Source organism: Aeromonas intestinalis (genome assembly GCF_054052485.1).
Map to the genome: position 1 here is coordinate 21,062 of NZ_JBSTYK010000022.1, position 16,541 is coordinate 37,602.

The window sequence follows — 16,541 nt, forward strand, 5'->3', positions numbered from 1 at the left end:
ACAACCACATGGTTATATTGGTTGCTGATGACAACCAAACAAGGACAATCACCGATGGATCCCCGACCCCTGCGCGCCCTCTCCCGCGATCTCGTCCGCGAACTCGGCATGCTCTCCCAACAATGCGGCGCCCTGGCCCTCTCCCCGCTGGAGGCTCACCTGCTGATCGAGCTGGAAAACGGCCCCGCCACCAACCAGCAACTGGCGGAGCGGCTGCGCATCGACAAGTCCAACGCCAGCCGCCCCCTTGCCCGCCTGGCCGATCGCGACCTCATCGGCTGGCACCCCCACCCCTCTGACGGACGCAGCAAGGAGGCGCGCCTCACCATCGCCGGCCAGTCCCAGTTGCTGGCCCTGCATCAGGAGATGGACAGCGCCACCGCCGAGGCCCTGGCCCAGCTCAGCCCGGTGGAGCGTGAGCAACTCTGGGAAGGACTGCGCCTCTATCGCAGCGCCCTCTCCCGGGCCCGCCGCCAGCAGGGTTATCGCATTCGTCCCATCACAGAGGCCGATAATCCCCATATCGCCGCCGTGGTGCGCGCCGTCTCCGCCGAATACGGTCTCACCGCCGACAAGGGTTACGGCGTCGCGGATCCCAATCTCGATTTTCTCCATGAGACCTATCAGGGGGAGCGCAGCCGTTACTGGGTCATCGAGGGGCCGGACGGTACCATTCTCGGCGGCGGCGGCATCGCCCCCCTGGCGGGCATGGAGGATGTGTGCGAGCTGCAGAAGATGTACTTCCTGCCCGCCCTGCGCGGGCTGGGGCTGGGACGGCGGCTGGTGCTGCAGGCACTCGCCGAGGCCAATGCCCTGGGCTACCGGCGCTGCTATCTGGAGACCACCGCCGTGCTGCGCGAAGCCACCGCGCTCTATGAATCTCTCGGCTTCGATCACCTGCCGGGGCCGCTTGGCAACACGGGTCACGACGCCTGCGAGATTTGCATGGTGTTGACGTTGAAATCAGGGGCATTGCATGAATGAACCGACGCGGGGATGCGTGGGCGTGCAGGATGTGCGCTTCGGCGAGCGGGTGACCATAGTGGAACCCGTCAACCTCTACGGCTGCACCTTGGCCGACGAGGTGTTCATCGGCCCCTTCGTGGAGATCCAGGCCAACGTCAGCATAGGGCGCGGGACCCGGATCCAGTCTCACAGCTTTATCTGTGAGCAGGTGACCATAGGCGAGCGCTGCTTTATCGGCCACGGGGTCATGTTCGCCAATGACCTGTTTCAGGGCGGTGTCCCGGATCCGGACTCTGCGAACTGGGGTCACACCGTGATCGACGATGAGGTCTCCATCGGCTCGAACGCCACCATAATTGCCGGTGCGGATCTGCAAGGGCACCGTCATCGGGGCTGGCGCCGTGGTGACCCGCGACATCACCATCCCCGGCACCTATGCCGGCAATCCGGCCAGGCTGCTGCGCGCCTTCTAGCCCGCCGCAGGCGCCCGCATCCCAAGCCCGGTTTCCCTCAAGTCTAGAAAGGGGGAGCCCACCACAAAAAGACCCCGCCGTGGCGGGGTCTTGTCATTTTGCAGCAAAGGCGCGCAGGGGATGCCAGGGGCTTCAGCCCTCCCGCTTCACAATCCCGGGCCCAGATCAGGCCGTCGTCTCTTTCAATCCCTTGTCCGCCGCGAGGGGGCGTTTGGCCCAGAATCCGGCCAGCAGGGAACCGGACAAGTTGTGCCAAACAGAGAACAATGTGCCAGCCATAGCCGATGCAGGGGTGAAAAACTTCATCGCCAGCGCCGTGGCCAGTCCCGAATTCTGCAAACCCACCTCGAAGGCGACGGTGCGGCAGATCCGCTCCTCGAACCCGAGCCAGCGGCTGATCCAGTAACCGGCGGTGATGCCGATGCCGTTGTGCAGGATCACCGCCAGCGCCACGATCGGCCCTATGGTGGCGAATTGGCCCGCATTGAGCGCCACCACGATGGCGATGATCATGACGATGGCCACCATGGAGACCAGGGGCAGCACGGGTTCGATCCGCGCGGTCAGGGAGGAGAGGAAGACATTGGCAAGCACCCCGAACACCACGGGGATCAGCACTATCTTGACCAGGCTCAGCAACATGTCCAGCACGGGTACATCGACGCTCTTGCCCGCCAGCAGCTGTACCAGCAGAGGGGTGATCACCACCCCCAGCAAGGTAGAGAGGGCGGTCATGGTGATGGAGAGGGCCACATCCCCCTTGGCGAGATAGCACATGACGTTCGAGGAGGTGCCCCCGGCGACGCTGCCCACCAGCACCATGCCCACGGTCAGTTCCCCATCAAAGCCCAGCAGCAGGCTGACCAGCAGGGCCGCCAGCGGCATCACGCTGAATTGCAGCACCAGACCGAGGCCGATGGCCTTCTTGTTGCGCGCCACGTCGAGGAAATTCTGGGGGCTGAGGGTCAGCCCCATGGCCAGCATGATGATGGTCAGCAGGGTGACTATCTCCCCTTTGAGACCGACGAACAGTCCCGGCTGCCAATAGGCCAGCAGGGAAAATAACAGGGCCCAGAGCGGGAAGAGGTTGGTGATGCGTCCAAGCATGAAAAAAACTCCTTGTTGTCATAGTGATGGGCAAGCAAACCGCCCATGAATTCCCCTTATATCAGCTTTGTCGCCAAGAGGCCCGCCGAGCCATCCTCAGGCGGGGAAATAGAACCAGGCGGTCTTGATCAGGCCGTCTTTCACCTCGAACACCGCCACGCTCTCGATAGGCTCGGGGGAGAGGCCGTGGATCTTCTCGTGATCGAACACCTTGTTGCCCATGACGGTACGCGACAACAGCTCGGCTTTGAGGGCCGGGTTGTTGAAGCGATGCTCGGCGTAGAAGGTGCTGAGCGCCCCCTTGCCGACGGTGGTCGGGCTTTCCGTCGGCATGCGGTAGCCTTTGAAATCCTCGGCAAAGCAGGCCAGAAAGGCCTCTAGATCGTGGGCATTGTAGGCAGCGAACTGTGCCTCGACGGGCAGGGTGACGGACATATCTCTCTCCATGATTGAAATTTAAATCACTTATCCTTTGTTTTTATTCATCAATCAACCCCGTGCGGGGAGCGTCTTCTCCCAAAAAGCACCCATAGCAAAAGACCCCGCCGAAGCGGGGTCTTGTCTATCGTCAGCCTTCGAGACTTGCGAACGGCTATCAGTGCTCGCGGGTCTGGCGGAACAGGACGTCGGGGTGACGCTCCTGGGCCAGGCGCAGGTTGACCATGGTCGGCGCGATGTAGGTGAGGTTGTCACCACCATCGAGGGCCAGGTTGACCTCGTTCTTGCGCTTGAACTCCTCGAACTTCTTGACGTCAGTCCCTTCCACCCAGCGGGCGGTAGAGACGTTGACCGCCTCGTACAGGGCCTCGACGTTGTACTCGCTCTTGAGGCGCGAAACCACCACGTCGAACTGCAGCACACCGACCGCACCGACGATGAGGTCGTTACTGATGAGCGGGCGGAACACCTGCACGGCGCCCTCTTCGGAGAGCTGTACCAGCCCCTTGAGCAGCTGCTTCTGCTTGAGGGGATCGCGCAGGCGGATGCGGCGGAACAGCTCGGGGGCGAAGTTCGGGATGCCGGTGAACTTGAGATCCTCACCCTGGGTGAAGGTGTCGCCGATCTGGATGGTGCCGTGGTTGTGCAGGCCGATGATGTCGCCCGCCACGGCCTCGATCGCCTGCTCACGATCACCGGCCATGAAGGTAACGGCGTCGGAGATGTTCACATCCTTGCCGATGCGCACGTGGCGCATCTTCATGCCCTTGGAGTAGGTGCCTGACACCACGCGCATGAAGGCGATGCGGTCACGGTGTTTCGGGTCCATGTTCGCCTGGATCTTGAACACGAAGCCGGAGAACTTCTCCTCGGTGGCCTCGACTTCACGGCTCTCGGCCTTGCGCGGCATGGGCGCCGGTGCCCAGTCGGTGAGGCCATCGAGCATGTGGTCGACACCGAAGTTGCCAAGGGCGGTACCGAAGAAGACCGGGGTCATCTCGCCGGCGATGAAGGCCTCGTGGTCGAACTCCGGGGAGGCGCCTTGCACCAGCTCCAGCTCGCCGCGCAGCTGCGCCGCCAGATCTTCGCCGATGGCGGCATCCAGTTCGGGGTTGTTCAGCCCCTTCACCACCCGCTTCTCCTGGATGGTGTGGCCCTGACCGCTCTGGTACAGATAGGTCTCGTCCTTGTAGAGGTGGTAGACCCCCTTGAAGGACTTGCCGCAGCTGATGGGCCAGGTGATGGGGGCACACATGATCTTGAGCTCCCGCTCCACCTCGTCCATGACCTCCATGGGATCGCGCACTTCGCGGTCCATCTTGTTCATGAAGGTGAGGATGGGGGTGTCCCGCAGACGGGTGACTTCCATCAGCTTGCGGGTCCGGTCTTCGACACCCTTGGCGGCATCGATGACCATCAGGCAGCAGTCCACCGCCGTCAGGGTACGGTAGGTATCTTCGGAGAAGTCCTCGTGACCCGGGGTATCCAGCAGGTTGACCAGGCAATCGGCGTAGGGGAACTGCATCACCGAGGTGGTGATGGAGATGCCGCGCTGCTTCTCCATCTCCATCCAGTCCGACTTGGCATGCTGGCCCGATCCACGACCCTTGACGGTCCCGGCCCGTTGAATGGCCTGTCCGAACAGCAGGACTTTCTCGGTGATGGTGGTTTTACCCGCATCCGGGTGCGAGATGATCGCAAAAGTGCGTCTCTTGGAGACTTCACTCAGAAATTCAGCAGACATAATTCAGCGTTCTTCTATTGAGCGGCGGCCTCGGCCACCGTGGGAATAATTCCGGGATACGCCTTCGACTCAAGGCCCGGAGAGACACAACGGCGCCACGCGAGCTGGCATATGGCCAATCGGTGGGGAAAGAGAGGCGTTGTGTTACATGGGTCTTCTCACCTGAGTCAAAGCAAAATTGCGCGGCATTATACCTGCGCGAGTGAAAAATACCCAGCCCAGCGTCACCGGGAACGCAATGACGCAGGCCGGGCTCAGGCCGCCTTCACCACCCGGTTGCGCCCAGCGAGCTTGGCCTCATACATGGCTTCGTCGGCGCGGCGCACCAGCTCGCCGAGGTTGTCATCCTCCGGGTTGTACTCCGCGCAACCGATGCTGACGTGAATGGGATGATCCGCCGGCACCCCCTCGATACGCAGCAGGGCGACCTGCTGGCGGATCCGCTCCGCCACCTCGGCCGCTTCATCGAGCCGGGTATCCGGCAGCAAGGCCAGAAACTCCTCGCCGCCGTTACGCCCCACCCGATCCAGGCTGCGCAACTGCTCCTCGATGCACTGGGCCACGGCGGTGAGCACCAAATCCCCCACGTGGTGACCGAGCCGGTCGTTGACCTTCTTGAAGTGATCGATGTCCAGTAGCAAGACGCTAAGCGGGGAGCCCCCCTCCCGCGCCTGATTGAACCACTTGCGCCCCTTGGCCTGGATCTGGCGCCGGTTGTGGATGCCCGTCAGCTCGTCGGTCATGGCGAGGCGATGCATCTTGCGAGTGCGACTGCGCTGGTGAATGACCAGGATCCCCATCACCAGCACCAGCAGCGCCACTACCAGATATTGCCAGTGACGTCGCTCCTGCAGTTGCTTGAGCTTCTCGGCCTGCAACTGCTGACCGGCTCTCAAGGTCTGGTTCTCCAGCTCCTTGCGGGCCAGATCGAACTCGAAGCGCATCTGCAAGGAGCGCTGTTCCCGCAGCATCTTCTCGAGATCCTGCTTGATCTGCACATATTGCTTGAGGTGGGTCAGGGCCTCCTTGATCCGCCCCTGGCGCTCCAGCACCTTGGCCCGCACCTCGTGCACCCAGGCCAGGAAGCGCAGGTTCTGCTCCTTGGCAAAAATCGGCTCGGCCTGATCCAGATAGCGCAGGGCCTCGGTCGGCTTGCCCATGACATCCAGGGCCTGGGCCATGACGATGTACCAGTGGCCCCGGGTCACGCTGTCCGCCCCCTTGCCCTGCTGATGCAACAGGGCCGATGCCTGTTCCAGCTTGGTCATGGCCTGCTCCGTCTTGCCCTGATTGAGCAGGACGGTAGCCATCTCGATCCGGGTCCAGGCCAGCATTCCCTCCTGCTGTTGGCCGAGATAGTAGAGCTCGGCCTCGGCCATCAGGGGCAGGGCCCGCTCATAGTCCCCGGTCTCCACATAGAGCAGCCCCTGCTGGGTATGGATATCCACCAGATGCTCCTCGTCCCCCTCCACCCGGTAGTCGTGCTCCAGCTCCTGGAAATAGTTCTGGGCCCGTTCGTAGAGCCCCATCCGGCGGTAAGCGTTGGCGATCTTGGCGAGCACCTCCCGCCCCTTGCCCTCCAGCCCGAGCGCCTCGTAGCGCCGATGGGCATCCATCAGCTCCATCAATCCTTCCGCCAGCTCTCCCTGATAGGAGTACATCTCCCCCCGCAGGCTGAGGATGTCGGCCCGCTGCCGCTCGTCCCCGAGCCGGCGCGCCAGGGTCAGCGCCTCGTCATAGTCCTGGCCGGCAGCCTCCATGTTGCCGAGCAGTTGCTGATGATAGCCCCGGCAGGCGAGCAGGCCGCTCTCGCTGACCCTGTCCTTGCGGGCCCGTGCCCATTTCAGCGCCTCGTCGGCAAAGCGCACCGCCCGCCGAAAATCCTCGTCCCGCTCGGCGGGCTGGGCCCAGCACTGCAGACGGGCGATCCGCCCCTGGGCCTCCGCCGGATATCCGTCCCGCTGCTCGGCAAGGGCGGCCACCTGGGTGCGAAACACCTGCTGGGGTGGCCTGTCGTCTTCCAGCTGTTGCAAGGTCTGGGACAATTCGGATGCACCAAGAGGGGGAAGCGCCGCCCAGAGCGAAAGCGGGACCAGCCCCAACCCTAACCACAGACTCCAGCTCACCAGGATCTTCATGCCGTCCCAGTCTCCCCATTCGATGGCGCGGACAGTGCGCCCATTGCCCCAATCATATCCATCCTCACCGCCCACGCCCAGCACGGGTGCGGGCGAGATGCCCAGCGCATATTCCAGAAAATGGCATTATCTCATTCTTTACAGAAGAAAATTCTGCATCGACTATAGGCGGGTTCAGATGAGGGATGAAAGGATGATGAGCCACGAGGAGCTGCAGGCGGCCTATGACAAGTTGTTGCTGGAAAACGAGCGCCTGAAGCGGATTGCCGACGATGCCAGGGAGAAGCTGGATGCCGCCATGGACGGCACCGGTCTGTGCATCTGGCAGAACCATGTGCCGAGCGGCAAGCTCGTCATCTTCAACCGGCGCTGGGGATCCATGCTGGGCTACCAGCCCAAGGAGCTCTCCGCCCACTTCGACGTCTGGCGCGACCACCTGCACCCGGAAGACCGGGAGCGGGTGCTGCAAGCCTTCTTCGATCACCTGGCGGGCAAGAGCCCCTTCTATCAGGTGATGCATCGGATGCTGGCCAAGGATGGCAAGGTCACCTGGGTGCTGGACAGGGGCCGGGTGGTGGAGCGGGATGACGCTGGCAACCCCATCCGGGTGATGGGCACCCACATCGACATTACCCACGAGAAGGAGTACGAGCACCAGCTCGCCCGCCTCGCCCATCGGGATCCCCTCACCGGTCTGCTCAATCGCACCGCCCTGCAGCGCCACTTCCCCCAGAGCCATCAGACCATCTGCTTCATCGATCTCGACGACTTCAAACAGGTGAACGACAACCTGGGACACCGCGCCGGTGACGAGCTGCTGATCGCCCTCAGCCAGCGCCTGAAACAGTGCTGCGATGAGACGGTGACCCTTGGCCGGATCGGTGGGGACGAGTTCGTGCTGCTGCTGCCCTGGCCGAGCGAGGATCCCCGCACCAGCCACCTGGCCCGCCAGTGCGTCAACGCCATCGCCACCCCGTTCGAGCTGTCCAACGGGGAGGCGAGCGTGGGGCTCAGCATGGGGATAGCGGCCATCCGGCCACAGGATGATTTCAGCAGCGCCCTGGCCCGGGCGGATCAGGCCATGTATCAGGTCAAGCGTGGGGGCAAGCACGGCTTTCACATCGCCCAGCCGAGCGGCCAGCCCCTGCTGGATCAGGAGCAGGTCAACGAACGGGGGCTGCACCACCACCCCTTGTCTCGCTGACGGGCGCAAACCGGCATGAGCCTCAGTTGCGCTGCCAGCGCCTGAGCAGACGGCCGCGCAGGCCGCAGTCGAGCAGCCAGCTGTTGTCGAACACCCGCAGGATCGCCTGCTTGGCGTGGCGGGACATGGCGACGGCGTGGAAGCGGGTCTCCTGCCTGCGTCTCACGTTCATCTTGTCCAGCAGAGTGTGAGGCAGGTTCTGGGCGATGAAGTCGGAAATCACCAGCACATCCGCCTTGGCAAAATCCGGCTGATCCAGCTGGGCCAAGGCCTGCTCGAGACAGGGCACCAGATCGGTGCCGCCGTGAAAACTCATGGAGAGGAAGCGCTCCGCCTTGTCCAGCCCGGTATCGGCGGTGATCTCCAGGGTCGCCACCTCGGTAGAAAATAACATGAGATAGCAGCCCCGCTTTTCGTCCATGGCCAGCTTGAGCAGCGCCAGGAACAGCGCCTTGGCGCACTCCTCGGGGTAGCCCCCCATGGAGCCCGAGGTATCCACGCAGACGATGAAGGGGCCTCGTGGTTGCACCTCCTGTCCACCCTGCTGCGGGGTTCGCAGCATCAGCCGCTGGCGCGGCAAGGTGCCCCGCGACTGATAACTCAGCAGCCGCCGCTCCAGGTAGCGGCGATAGAATTCCAGCTCCAGCTCCGGCAGCGCCAGCATCACCGCCTCGCTCGGCAGCAAGCGCATCAGGTCGCTGGCCGGATGCACCCCCACCAGATCGTCCGGCACATCGTCGGTCTGCACCTCTTCGAGTTCGTGCACGGGTACCGGCGGCAAGGCCTGGGCGTCGGTGCGCCTGTCCCGCTCGCTGCGCCCGAGCAGGGCGGCGATCTCGGTCAGCAGGGGCTCGCGCTGCAACATGCGGGCATACTGCTTGACCAACACCAGGCTGCGCTTGTGCCAGCTGCCCTGGGCCAGATCCCAGAGCCCCCCTGCCGAGATCTGGTGCGGATCCAGTGCATCGGCCAGGGTGCGGTTCGCCAGCAGCTGATCCTCTATCTCCTGACGCTGTTTCTCCCGTTCCGCCTCGGCGATCTGCTGCTGCAGCTGCAACAGGCTGCCCACCAGGCTGGAGCGCCATTTTTCCACGAACAGCTGGCGCAGCCCCTCGGTTGGCTGCGCCACTATCTGGCGAGCCAGGCTGCGGGCATCGCCAGCGAAGGGGCTGTGTTGATCCAGCGCCTCCAGCAGGGCGGGCAGCCTGCCCACCAGCTCGGGCAGCGGGAGTTGGCGATGAGCCTGATAGAGGAGGTACTCGCGCTCCAGCGCGACCGGCACCTGCTTGTGGCGCATCTCCTCGCCGAGCTGCTCGCTCCAGTGCTGGATGCGTTTCTTGAGCAGCTTGCCCTGCAGGGGGGAGCGCTTGAGAAACTCGGAGATCTTGGGGGCAGAGGCCAGCAGGAGCGCCATCTCCCCCGCCAGCTCCCCCTCCCCGATGAGGAGCCCGAGATCCATCATGCCGATCTCTAGCATAAGGCGCTCTCCACCCGGGGTGATGGGTAAACATCATGCTGCCACATGATAATTGACATCATGTTTTGTTCGTCAAATGTTGTCTTTTCAGCACGACCAGCCATCAGCTATCCAGCCCGGGCAGGCGCTCGCGCCACTGCAGCAGCTCGCCGCGCAGCACATCCAGATCCCGGTTCAGCACGAAGAAGCTGTCTTCCACCTGCTGCAACCAGTGGGGCCCGATAAACAGATGCTGCTGGTGGCGATCGAACAGGGCCCGCTGCCCCTTGAGGCTCTGCTGCACCCGGCCCACCTGATTGACCAGCTCATCGAGCTCCCCCTGCCAGGGCTCGACCACCAGCGCCGGGATGGGGGTGCGCTCCACCAGCACCAGGGCCACGGGTTGGCGCTGGATATCCAGCACATGGAGTCGCAGCGAATCATCGAGCACCAGCTCGTAGTGACCCTCCTTGGGGTTGCCGAGCTGCCAGCCTACCAGGGCCTCACCGGTGGGATGCCAGTGGGAGAGCAGGGTGCGATCGAAGGTGAGGGTCTCGGTCAGCCGTTCCGGATCCCCGCCATCGAGCGGTGCCGGGGTGAGCAGGTGGAAATGCACCTGCTTGCCGAACGGCTTGGCGTTGAGCAGGGGCAGCTGGGTGCCGCGGGCGCGGCGACCGAACCACTGTTTGCGCTTGACCGCCTTGCAGCCGAGGCGCTGGGCCACGGCCCCCCTCAGCTGTTTGAACTGCTCGCGCAGGGTCAGCAGCTGGCGGGTCATGGCGAGCTGCTGATAGCCGTAGAGGCGGGAAAACTCGCCGATCATCTCCAGCAGGGCGGTGCGGGAAGCCTCGTCGTGCCAGAGGCAATCCTTGAACAGCAGCAGATCCAGCGGGGCCACCTCGTCGCGGCCGTTGAAGAAGGCGCTCGCCTTGATGAGCCTGACAGCCTTCTTCCAGCGCCGATCCGACACATAGCAGCCGTGGCCAAGCTGGCTGTCGAGCTGCTGGCGCAGCTGATAGATGAGCTCGAAGCAGGCATCCGGCAGGCGCACCTGCTCGATCTGCCCTTGCCAGGCCTGGTACTCCTCACCGTGGATCTGCACCGAGGGGGGGAGGTTCTGCCCCGAGTGGCCATCGCTCGCCAGCATGGCCTGGAAGTTGGATTTCTCCTGCACCCTGTCCATCCAGATCCGCACCAGCATGCGGTCATAGAGCGCCTCCAGACCGCTGTCCGGCGCGGGCAGCTCGTTGGAAGCGGTCACCAGCAGGCGCATGGGAATGGGGTGCTGGCTGTCGCCGTTGCGAAACTGCCGTTCGTTGATGGCGGTGAGCAGGGTGTTGAGGATGGCCGGGCCCGCCTTCCAGATCTCGTCGAGGAACACCACCTCGGCCTCCGGCAGGTAGCCCTGGGTCAGGCGCAGGTACTTGCCATCTTCCTTCAGCGCCTGGATGGAGAGGGGGCCGAACACCTCCTCCGGGGTGCTGAAACGGGTCATCAGGTATTCGAAATGGCGGGCATCGTGAAAGGCCAGCTTGAGGCGCCGGGCGATCAGGCTCTTGGCGATGCCGGGGGGGCCCAGCAGGAAGACGCTCTCACCGGACAGCGCCGCCAGCAACCCGAGCCGCAAGGCATCCTGCCGCTCGTACAGCCCTTCCCCGAGGGCGGCCAGCAACCTGGGCAGGCGCTCATGGATGGGGGCGGTACGAACTGTATTCTGGGCGAGAGAGGACATAGGCAGGGCTTCCGAAGCTGGCTCATCATCCGTGGTGACGTCGGCCGGCCTCTGGCCCCGCCCCACGCTGTTGGTCTGTCTGGTTGTGCATCCCCGCCGCATCTGGCCGGGATACCTGATTAACATAGCGATCCTGGCGGCGCACATCTAGTTGCAAATGGGTGCAGCAGGGGCCGCGAGAGTGTACTCTGCGCATCAGAAATTACCCCAATGCAGATCAAGAGCGAGCCTTCCCCATGCAAGATCCCCTGCTGGACCCGCTGCGTCAGCGCATCCTGACCCGGATGGGCATACAGAGCTGGCAACTCAGAGCCCCAGCCCTGCTGGGTGAGACGAAGGGCCCGGAGGATACGCCCCATCAGCCGGACGACATCGTTCTCGACACGGTGGCCGTCCCCGTCCCGAGCGGCAAGCTCTGGCTGCTGGGCGACACCCTGCCCGCCCCGGCCCTCTTGGGAGATCTCTGCCAACTGCTCGGCCTCGATGCAAATGACGTCTCGCTCATCGCTGCGCTGCCGGACGGGATCACCCCGCCCCTGCTCTGGCTGACGGCGCCGGACGCCCGCTGGCCCGATGCCCTGGTCTGCCCGATAAAGCCCGATGCGGCCCACAAGCGCGCCCTCTGGCAACAGTGCCGCCAGCATCTGCCTGGCTGACCGGCCCGCAGCGGCCCCACCCTTTTCCTCTTCACCCCGGCCTGCATTCCCGCGCAAGCCCGGGTTCTGTCCGGAGTCATCATGTCTGATCTCAGCCCCCGCTTTCGCCCCCTGCTGGAGAGCGACTTTGCGCTCATCTATCCCATCGAGCAGGCCGCCCACAAGGAGCCATGGAGCCAGGCCAACCTGCTCTCCTGCTTCGGGCCCCGCTACCTCAACGGCCTGATGCTGGTAAATGATCGTCCGGCGGGTTTCTACATCTCGGATCTGGTGGCAGGAGACAGTTCGTTGATGAACATCTGCGTGCACCCTGACTTTCAGGGCAAGGGGCTGGGACGGGCACTGCTCAGGGAGTACCTCGCCCGCAGCAAGTCCCGGCAGGCGGAAGCCTGGTTTCTGGAGGTGAGGGCCGGCAACACCACCGCTATCGGTCTCTACGAGAGCGAGGGCTTTGCCGAGTATTGCCGGCGCGCCGACTACTATGGCACCGGCCCTGACCGGGAAGATGCCGTGCTGATGTCCCGTCTGTTCGACTTCGGCTAAGGCCCGGACACCCTCGGCCACCCTTCCCCATCGGCCACTCACACTCACCCTCCCCCGTCCGGCGTCCCTCAGGGCAGGGACGCATTGTCGATGGCACTGTCCTCGAGGCTCAAGGTCACCCGCACCACTGCGTCGAAACCTTCGGCGGAGAGCGGCATGAAGAAGCCCCGCGCATAGGTGACGCCGGGCATCCAGATCAGCTGCTCCTTCACGTCTATGTTGACGGGTCGCAGGGACTCGCCAGGGCGCTGGAGGTAGACACCGGGGGGCGTCGCCACCTTGGGGAAGCGGCGCAGTATGTGGGCGCTGCCATCCCCCGCATCCGGATTGAGGCGCACCTTCACCAGCTCGGCCAGGGTGGATTGCATCCCGGGATCCTGCCACAGGCGGGCATCCAGCCGGGTGCAACGTCGGCACTTGGCGCTCTCTATCACATAGAGCAGGGGATAACCGGTTTGCAGCGCCCGCGTCTGACCCTGCTCATACCCCTCGGCGCCACTCAGCCAGGGATTGTCCTCCCCGGCCGGCCCGCCCAGGGCATACCAGAGGCCGCCCGCCCCCGCCAGAACCAGCAAGGTGCCCGTGATGAGGCTCTTGATATTGATACCCATAGCTCCCCTCCCTGACCGTATCCGGACCCAGATCCCATCATGCCTGAGTCCTATCGACTTGACGACTTTGTGATCCAGGACAAACGGCGAACACTTGTAAGCTGTAATAGTAGAGTTTAAACTCCAGCCCGGTTTTGAAAGCCCCCTGCGGGCGTACAACTGTTATGTGAGGATGATTGACGATGTCGCAGTTTCATCTGGTTCGACTGATGCGTGAACGCATTGCCCGCCTTGGCAACAAGGCCGCCCTGCGCGTCCAGCAGGATGGACAATGGCGTGCCATCGGCTGGCGAACTCTGGGTCAGGCCATGGACTATTGTGCCCAGGCCCTGATCCGCGCCGGCCACCAGCCCACCGAGATGGTCGGCATCTATGCCCGCAACATGCCGGAGTGGACCCAGGCCGATCTCGGCATCCTGGCCGCCCGTGGCGTCAGCGTGCCCATCTACCCCACCAGCACCCTGGATCAGCTGCGCTACATCGTCAAAGATGCCGGCATCAAGCTGCTGTTCGTCGGCGAGCAGCCCCAGTTCGATCAGGCCCTCCACCTGCTGAACGCGGGTGAGATCAGCCAGATAGTCTCCCTGGACGGCAGCGTCGATCTGCGCGGCTGCGAGCAGGCCAGCCACTTCCAGACCTTCCTCTCATCGGGCAACCATCAGCCCAGCGAGCAGGAGCTGCGGATACGCGAGCAGCAGTACCGCATGGATGACCTGCTGACCCTCATCTACACCTCGGGCACCACGGGCGAACCCAAGGGGGTCATGCTCGATTTTGCCAACATCGCCGCCTGTTTCGAGATGCACGACAGCCGGCTGGATCTCGGCGAGCAGGACGTCTCCCTGTGCATGCTGCCGCTCAGCCACGTATTCGAGCGTGCCTGGACCTACTACGTGCTCTATTGCGGTGCCGAGAACGTCTACATCCGCGACCCCCAGAAGGTGATGGATGTCATCGGCGAGGTGAAACCGACCGTGATGTGCGCCGTGCCGCGCCTCTACGAGAAGGCCTACGCCATGATCCAGGCCAAGGTCGCCCAGGCGCCGCGCCTGCGCCGCGCCCTGTTTGGCTGGGCCACCCGGGTCGGCAAGCAGATGGTCGCCACCCGCCAGGCGGGCAAGTCCGCCTCCCCCCTGCTCTATCTCCAGCTCGCCCTGGCGGAGCGGCTGGTGTTTCGCAAGCTGCGGGCCCGCTTTGGCGGCCGAACCCGCTTCCTGCCGGTGGCCGGTGCCCGTCTCGCCGACGACGTGAACCTCTTCTTCCAGGCCATGGGGCTCAACCTGAAATATGGCTACGGCATGACCGAGACCACGGCCACCGTCTGCTGCTACGAGGATAGCCAGTTCCAGCTCGGCTCCATCGGCACCGCCCTGCGCGGCATCGAGGTGAAACTCGGTGAGAACAACGAGCTGCTGGTGCGCTCCCCCACCGTGATGCGCGGCTACTACAACAAGCCGGAGGCCACGGCCGAGGTGATGACCGAAGATGGCTTCCTGCGTACCGGCGATGCGGGGGAGCTGGATGCCAACGGCAACATCTACTTCACCGAGCGCCTGAAAGAGTTGATGAAGACCTCCAACGGCAAGTACGTGGCACCCCAGCTGGTGGAAGGGACGCTGGGCAAGGATCGCTTCATCGAGCAGATCGCCATCGTCGCCGATGCCCGCCACTTCGTGTCGGCGCTGATCGTGCCCTGCTTCGAGTCGCTGGAAGAGTACGCCCGCTCCATCAACCTGCAATACCAGTGCAAGACCGAGCTGCTGCGCCACTCCCGTGTGGTGGAGTTCTTCGAGTCACGCATTCACGAACTGCAGCAGGAGCTGGCCAAGTTCGAGCAGGTGAAGAAATTCACCCTGCTGCCGAGCGCCTTCTCCATGGAGCTGGGGGAGATCACCCCCACCATGAAGCTGCGCCGCAAGATCATCGAGGCCAAGTACCAGAGCGAGATCGAGGCGATGTACAGCCACGTCTAAGTACAGTCATGTACAAGCAGGGCCACGTTTAAGCAAAGGCTTGTCCCGACAGCAAAAAGAGGCGCATCAGCGCCTCTTTTTTATGCTCTTCTCGCCATGTGTTGCGGTAAAAAACTTCAGCCCAGCGCCCACTCCACCGCCGCCTCTGCGTGAATGGCGGTGGTGTCGTAGAGGGGCACAGCGGCCTTGGCATCTCCCACCAGCAAGGCAATCTCGGTGCAGCCCAGGATCACCGCCTGGGCCCCCGCCTGCGCCAATCCGGCGATGATCGCCAGGTACTCGGCCCGCGATGCGTCAAGCACCTGACCCAGGCAAAGCTCGTCATAGATGATGCGGTGTACCCGCTCTTGCTCGGCCTCGGGCGGGACCAACACTTCCAACCCGAACGACTCGGTCAGCCGCCCCTTGTAGAAATCCTGCTCCATGGTGAAGCGGGTACCGAGCAGGCCCACTCGCGTCACCCCGTCCGCCACCAGCCGTTTGGCGGTGGCATCGGCGATATGCAGCAGCGGGATCCCGATGGCGGCGGCTATCTCGGGAGCCACCTTGTGCATGGTATTGGTGCCGATCAGCAGACAATCCGCACCTCCCGCCTGCAGGTCCCGAGCGGCGGCACTCAGCAGGCGGGCGGTGGCCGGCCAGTCACCGGCGTGCTGCAACCGTTCTATCTCGGCAAAGTCGACGCTATTGAGCAGCACCCTGGCGGAGTGCAAGCCCCCGAGGCGCGCCCGCACACCCCGATTGAGCGCCTGATAGTAACTGACGGTGGACTCCCAGCTCATGCCACCCAGCAGACCGATACATTTCATCCTTGCTCCTGCGAGGGAATGGTGACCATGCACCACCCGTCGATAAAAAAGGCCCCGAAGGGCCAACAAGACAGAGGGGTAGGTCCGAGGACCTAAATCCAGATCATCAGCACGCAGGCCGCCGTGGCGATCCCCATGCCGAGGTTGAAACGACGCCAGCCTTGGGCGGTGCGGATGAGGCGGCGTACCTGGGCACCAAACAATACCCAGAAGGCACCGGTATAGAGGCCGGTCATGAAGAAGATGGCGAGCACCCAGCTGGCGGACGGCCAGTAGGCCTCCCCCGCCAGGGTGAAACCGCTGATGGCGGAGAGCGCCATCATCCAGGCCTTGGGGTTGAGCAGTTGCAGCATGGCCCCCTGATGGGCCGGGATGAGCGGCCGGTTGCCTTCCGCCGGCCCGTTGGCGGTGGCCACCTTCCAGGCCAGCCAGAGCAGATAGGCCGAACCGACGACCTTCAAGCCATCGTGCAATAGCGGCAGCTTCTCGAACACCACACCGAGCCCCAGCGCCATGGCCAGGATCATCAGGTTGATGCCTCCCACCACCCCCACCAGCAGGGGCAGGGAGCGGCGAAAACCCTGGGCGGCACCGGCGCTGGTGAGCAGCATGTTGTTCGGCCCCGGGGTACCACAGGTGATCAGGGCAAAGCCCGCCAGGGGAAGCAACCAGTTCAGATCCATCTCAACCT

The 16,541-nt window shown here is 63.8% G+C and carries 15 protein-coding genes; 6 read left to right on the top strand and 9 right to left on the bottom strand.

Translation table 11 applies throughout. The annotated features are described in order from the left end of the window. The first annotated feature begins 54 nt into the window (after positions 1-54). Both ACW5W7_RS20010 and ACW5W7_RS20015 read left to right on the top strand, forming a co-directional pair. A complete protein-coding gene (locus ACW5W7_RS20010) occupies positions 55-984 on the top strand; it encodes a bifunctional helix-turn-helix transcriptional regulator/GNAT family N-acetyltransferase (RefSeq protein WP_349919471.1) in 930 nt (309 codons plus the stop codon). After that, on the top strand, positions 977-1,486 hold the full coding sequence (locus tag ACW5W7_RS20015) for an N-acetyltransferase (RefSeq protein WP_456502841.1): 510 nt from the start codon (positions 977-979) through the stop codon (positions 1,484-1,486). Before ACW5W7_RS20010 ends, ACW5W7_RS20015 begins: the two co-directional genes overlap by 8 nt. Before the next feature lie 118 nt (positions 1,487-1,604). Here the strand turns inward: ACW5W7_RS20015 and ACW5W7_RS20020 are convergent, their stop codons facing one another. The 4 genes from ACW5W7_RS20020 to ACW5W7_RS20035 all read right to left on the bottom strand — a co-directional run bounded on the left by ACW5W7_RS20020 (position 1,605) and on the right by ACW5W7_RS20035 (position 6,866). Beyond that, positions 1,605-2,546, bottom strand: a complete 942-nt coding sequence (locus ACW5W7_RS20020) for a bile acid:sodium symporter family protein (RefSeq protein WP_349919473.1) — start codon at positions 2,544-2,546, stop codon at positions 1,605-1,607. Between the two features lie 96 nt (positions 2,547-2,642). Next, positions 2,643-2,981, bottom strand: a complete 339-nt coding sequence (locus tag ACW5W7_RS20025; protein ID WP_456502842.1) for a nuclear transport factor 2 family protein — start codon at positions 2,979-2,981, stop codon at positions 2,643-2,645. Between the two features lie 160 nt (positions 2,982-3,141). Beyond that, complete coding sequence (gene prfC, locus ACW5W7_RS20030; protein ID WP_349922547.1) at positions 3,142-4,731, bottom strand: peptide chain release factor 3; 1,590 nt, start codon at positions 4,729-4,731, stop codon at positions 3,142-3,144. 251 nt (positions 4,732-4,982) lie between these two features. Further along, positions 4,983-6,866 (bottom strand): diguanylate cyclase, encoded by a 1,884-nt coding sequence (locus tag ACW5W7_RS20035; RefSeq protein ID WP_456502843.1) that lies wholly within the window; start codon positions 6,864-6,866, stop codon positions 4,983-4,985. A 196-nt stretch (positions 6,867-7,062) separates the two neighbouring features. On the opposite strand from ACW5W7_RS20035, the gene ACW5W7_RS20040 reads away from it, so the two are divergent. Further along, positions 7,063-8,070, top strand: a complete 1,008-nt coding sequence (locus ACW5W7_RS20040) for a sensor domain-containing diguanylate cyclase (protein ID WP_349922549.1) — start codon at positions 7,063-7,065, stop codon at positions 8,068-8,070. A gap of 22 nt (positions 8,071-8,092) precedes the next feature. Here ACW5W7_RS20040 and viaA read toward each other — a convergent pair whose 3' ends face one another. Together viaA and ACW5W7_RS20050 are read right to left on the bottom strand one after the other, a co-directional pair. Then, positions 8,093-9,547: an ATPase RavA stimulator ViaA gene (gene viaA, locus ACW5W7_RS20045; RefSeq protein WP_349919478.1), complete on the bottom strand. Its 1,455-nt coding sequence runs from the start codon at positions 9,545-9,547 to the stop codon at positions 8,093-8,095. A gap of 103 nt (positions 9,548-9,650) precedes the next feature. Continuing rightward, positions 9,651-11,258, bottom strand: coding sequence for an ATPase RavA domain-containing protein (locus ACW5W7_RS20050; RefSeq protein WP_349919480.1), 1,608 nt, complete (start codon positions 11,256-11,258; stop codon positions 9,651-9,653). Between the two features lie 236 nt (positions 11,259-11,494). Here ACW5W7_RS20050 and ACW5W7_RS20055 point away from each other — a divergent pair, with 236 nt between their 5' ends. Both ACW5W7_RS20055 and rimI read left to right on the top strand, forming a co-directional pair. Continuing rightward, positions 11,495-11,914: a DNA polymerase III subunit psi gene (locus ACW5W7_RS20055; protein WP_456502844.1), complete on the top strand. Its 420-nt coding sequence runs from the start codon at positions 11,495-11,497 to the stop codon at positions 11,912-11,914. An 81-nt stretch (positions 11,915-11,995) separates the two neighbouring features. After that, entirely contained in the window at positions 11,996-12,457 is a 462-nt protein-coding gene (gene rimI, locus ACW5W7_RS20060; protein ID WP_456502845.1) for a ribosomal protein S18-alanine N-acetyltransferase, read from the top strand. Positions 12,458-12,525: 68 nt separating this feature from the next. On the opposite strand, the gene ACW5W7_RS20065 is transcribed toward rimI, so the two are convergent. Beyond that, the gene (locus ACW5W7_RS20065) at positions 12,526-13,068 is read right to left on the bottom strand and encodes a hypothetical protein (RefSeq protein ID WP_456502846.1); all 543 of its coding nucleotides are present in this window, start codon (positions 13,066-13,068) and stop codon (positions 12,526-12,528) included. A gap of 182 nt (positions 13,069-13,250) precedes the next feature. Between ACW5W7_RS20065 and ACW5W7_RS20070 the strand changes: the two genes are divergently transcribed. Next, the gene (locus tag ACW5W7_RS20070) at positions 13,251-15,041 is read left to right on the top strand and encodes an AMP-dependent synthetase/ligase (protein WP_456502847.1); all 1,791 of its coding nucleotides are present in this window, start codon (positions 13,251-13,253) and stop codon (positions 15,039-15,041) included. A gap of 116 nt (positions 15,042-15,157) precedes the next feature. Here the strand turns inward: ACW5W7_RS20070 and ACW5W7_RS20075 are convergent, their stop codons facing one another. Together ACW5W7_RS20075 and ACW5W7_RS20080 are read right to left on the bottom strand one after the other, a co-directional pair. Then, positions 15,158-15,850 (bottom strand): aspartate/glutamate racemase family protein, encoded by a 693-nt coding sequence (locus ACW5W7_RS20075; protein WP_456502848.1) that lies wholly within the window; start codon positions 15,848-15,850, stop codon positions 15,158-15,160. A gap of 92 nt (positions 15,851-15,942) precedes the next feature. Further along, a complete protein-coding gene (locus ACW5W7_RS20080; RefSeq protein ID WP_434664045.1) occupies positions 15,943-16,533 on the bottom strand; it encodes a LysE family transporter in 591 nt (196 codons plus the stop codon). Positions 16,534-16,541: the final 8 nt, after the last annotated feature.

Excerpts from the sequence above, each read along its gene's own strand:
- ACW5W7_RS20010 (WP_349919471.1), top strand. The coding sequence starts at position 55 with ATGGATCCCCGACCCCTGCGCGCCCTCTCCCGCGATCTCGTCCGCGAA.
- ACW5W7_RS20015 (WP_456502841.1), top strand. The coding sequence starts at position 977 with ATGAATGAACCGACGCGGGGATGCGTGGGCGTGCAGGATGTGCGCTTC.
- ACW5W7_RS20020 (WP_349919473.1), bottom strand. The coding sequence starts at position 2,546 with ATGCTTGGACGCATCACCAACCTCTTCCCGCTCTGGGCCCTGTTATTT.
- ACW5W7_RS20025 (WP_456502842.1), bottom strand. The coding sequence starts at position 2,981 with ATGTCCGTCACCCTGCCCGTCGAGGCACAGTTCGCTGCCTACAATGCC.
- ACW5W7_RS20035 (WP_456502843.1), bottom strand. The coding sequence starts at position 6,866 with ATGAAGATCCTGGTGAGCTGGAGTCTGTGGTTAGGGTTGGGGCTGGTC.
- ACW5W7_RS20040 (WP_349922549.1), top strand. The coding sequence starts at position 7,063 with ATGAGCCACGAGGAGCTGCAGGCGGCCTATGACAAGTTGTTGCTGGAA.
- viaA (WP_349919478.1), bottom strand. The coding sequence starts at position 9,547 with ATGCTAGAGATCGGCATGATGGATCTCGGGCTCCTCATCGGGGAGGGG.
- ACW5W7_RS20050 (WP_349919480.1), bottom strand. The coding sequence starts at position 11,258 with ATGTCCTCTCTCGCCCAGAATACAGTTCGTACCGCCCCCATCCATGAG.
- ACW5W7_RS20055 (WP_456502844.1), top strand. The coding sequence starts at position 11,495 with ATGCAAGATCCCCTGCTGGACCCGCTGCGTCAGCGCATCCTGACCCGG.
- rimI (WP_456502845.1), top strand. The coding sequence starts at position 11,996 with ATGTCTGATCTCAGCCCCCGCTTTCGCCCCCTGCTGGAGAGCGACTTT.
- ACW5W7_RS20065 (WP_456502846.1), bottom strand. The coding sequence starts at position 13,068 with ATGGGTATCAATATCAAGAGCCTCATCACGGGCACCTTGCTGGTTCTG.
- ACW5W7_RS20070 (WP_456502847.1), top strand. The coding sequence starts at position 13,251 with ATGTCGCAGTTTCATCTGGTTCGACTGATGCGTGAACGCATTGCCCGC.
- ACW5W7_RS20075 (WP_456502848.1), bottom strand. The coding sequence starts at position 15,850 with ATGAAATGTATCGGTCTGCTGGGTGGCATGAGCTGGGAGTCCACCGTC.
- ACW5W7_RS20080 (WP_434664045.1), bottom strand. The coding sequence starts at position 16,533 with ATGGATCTGAACTGGTTGCTTCCCCTGGCGGGCTTTGCCCTGATCACC.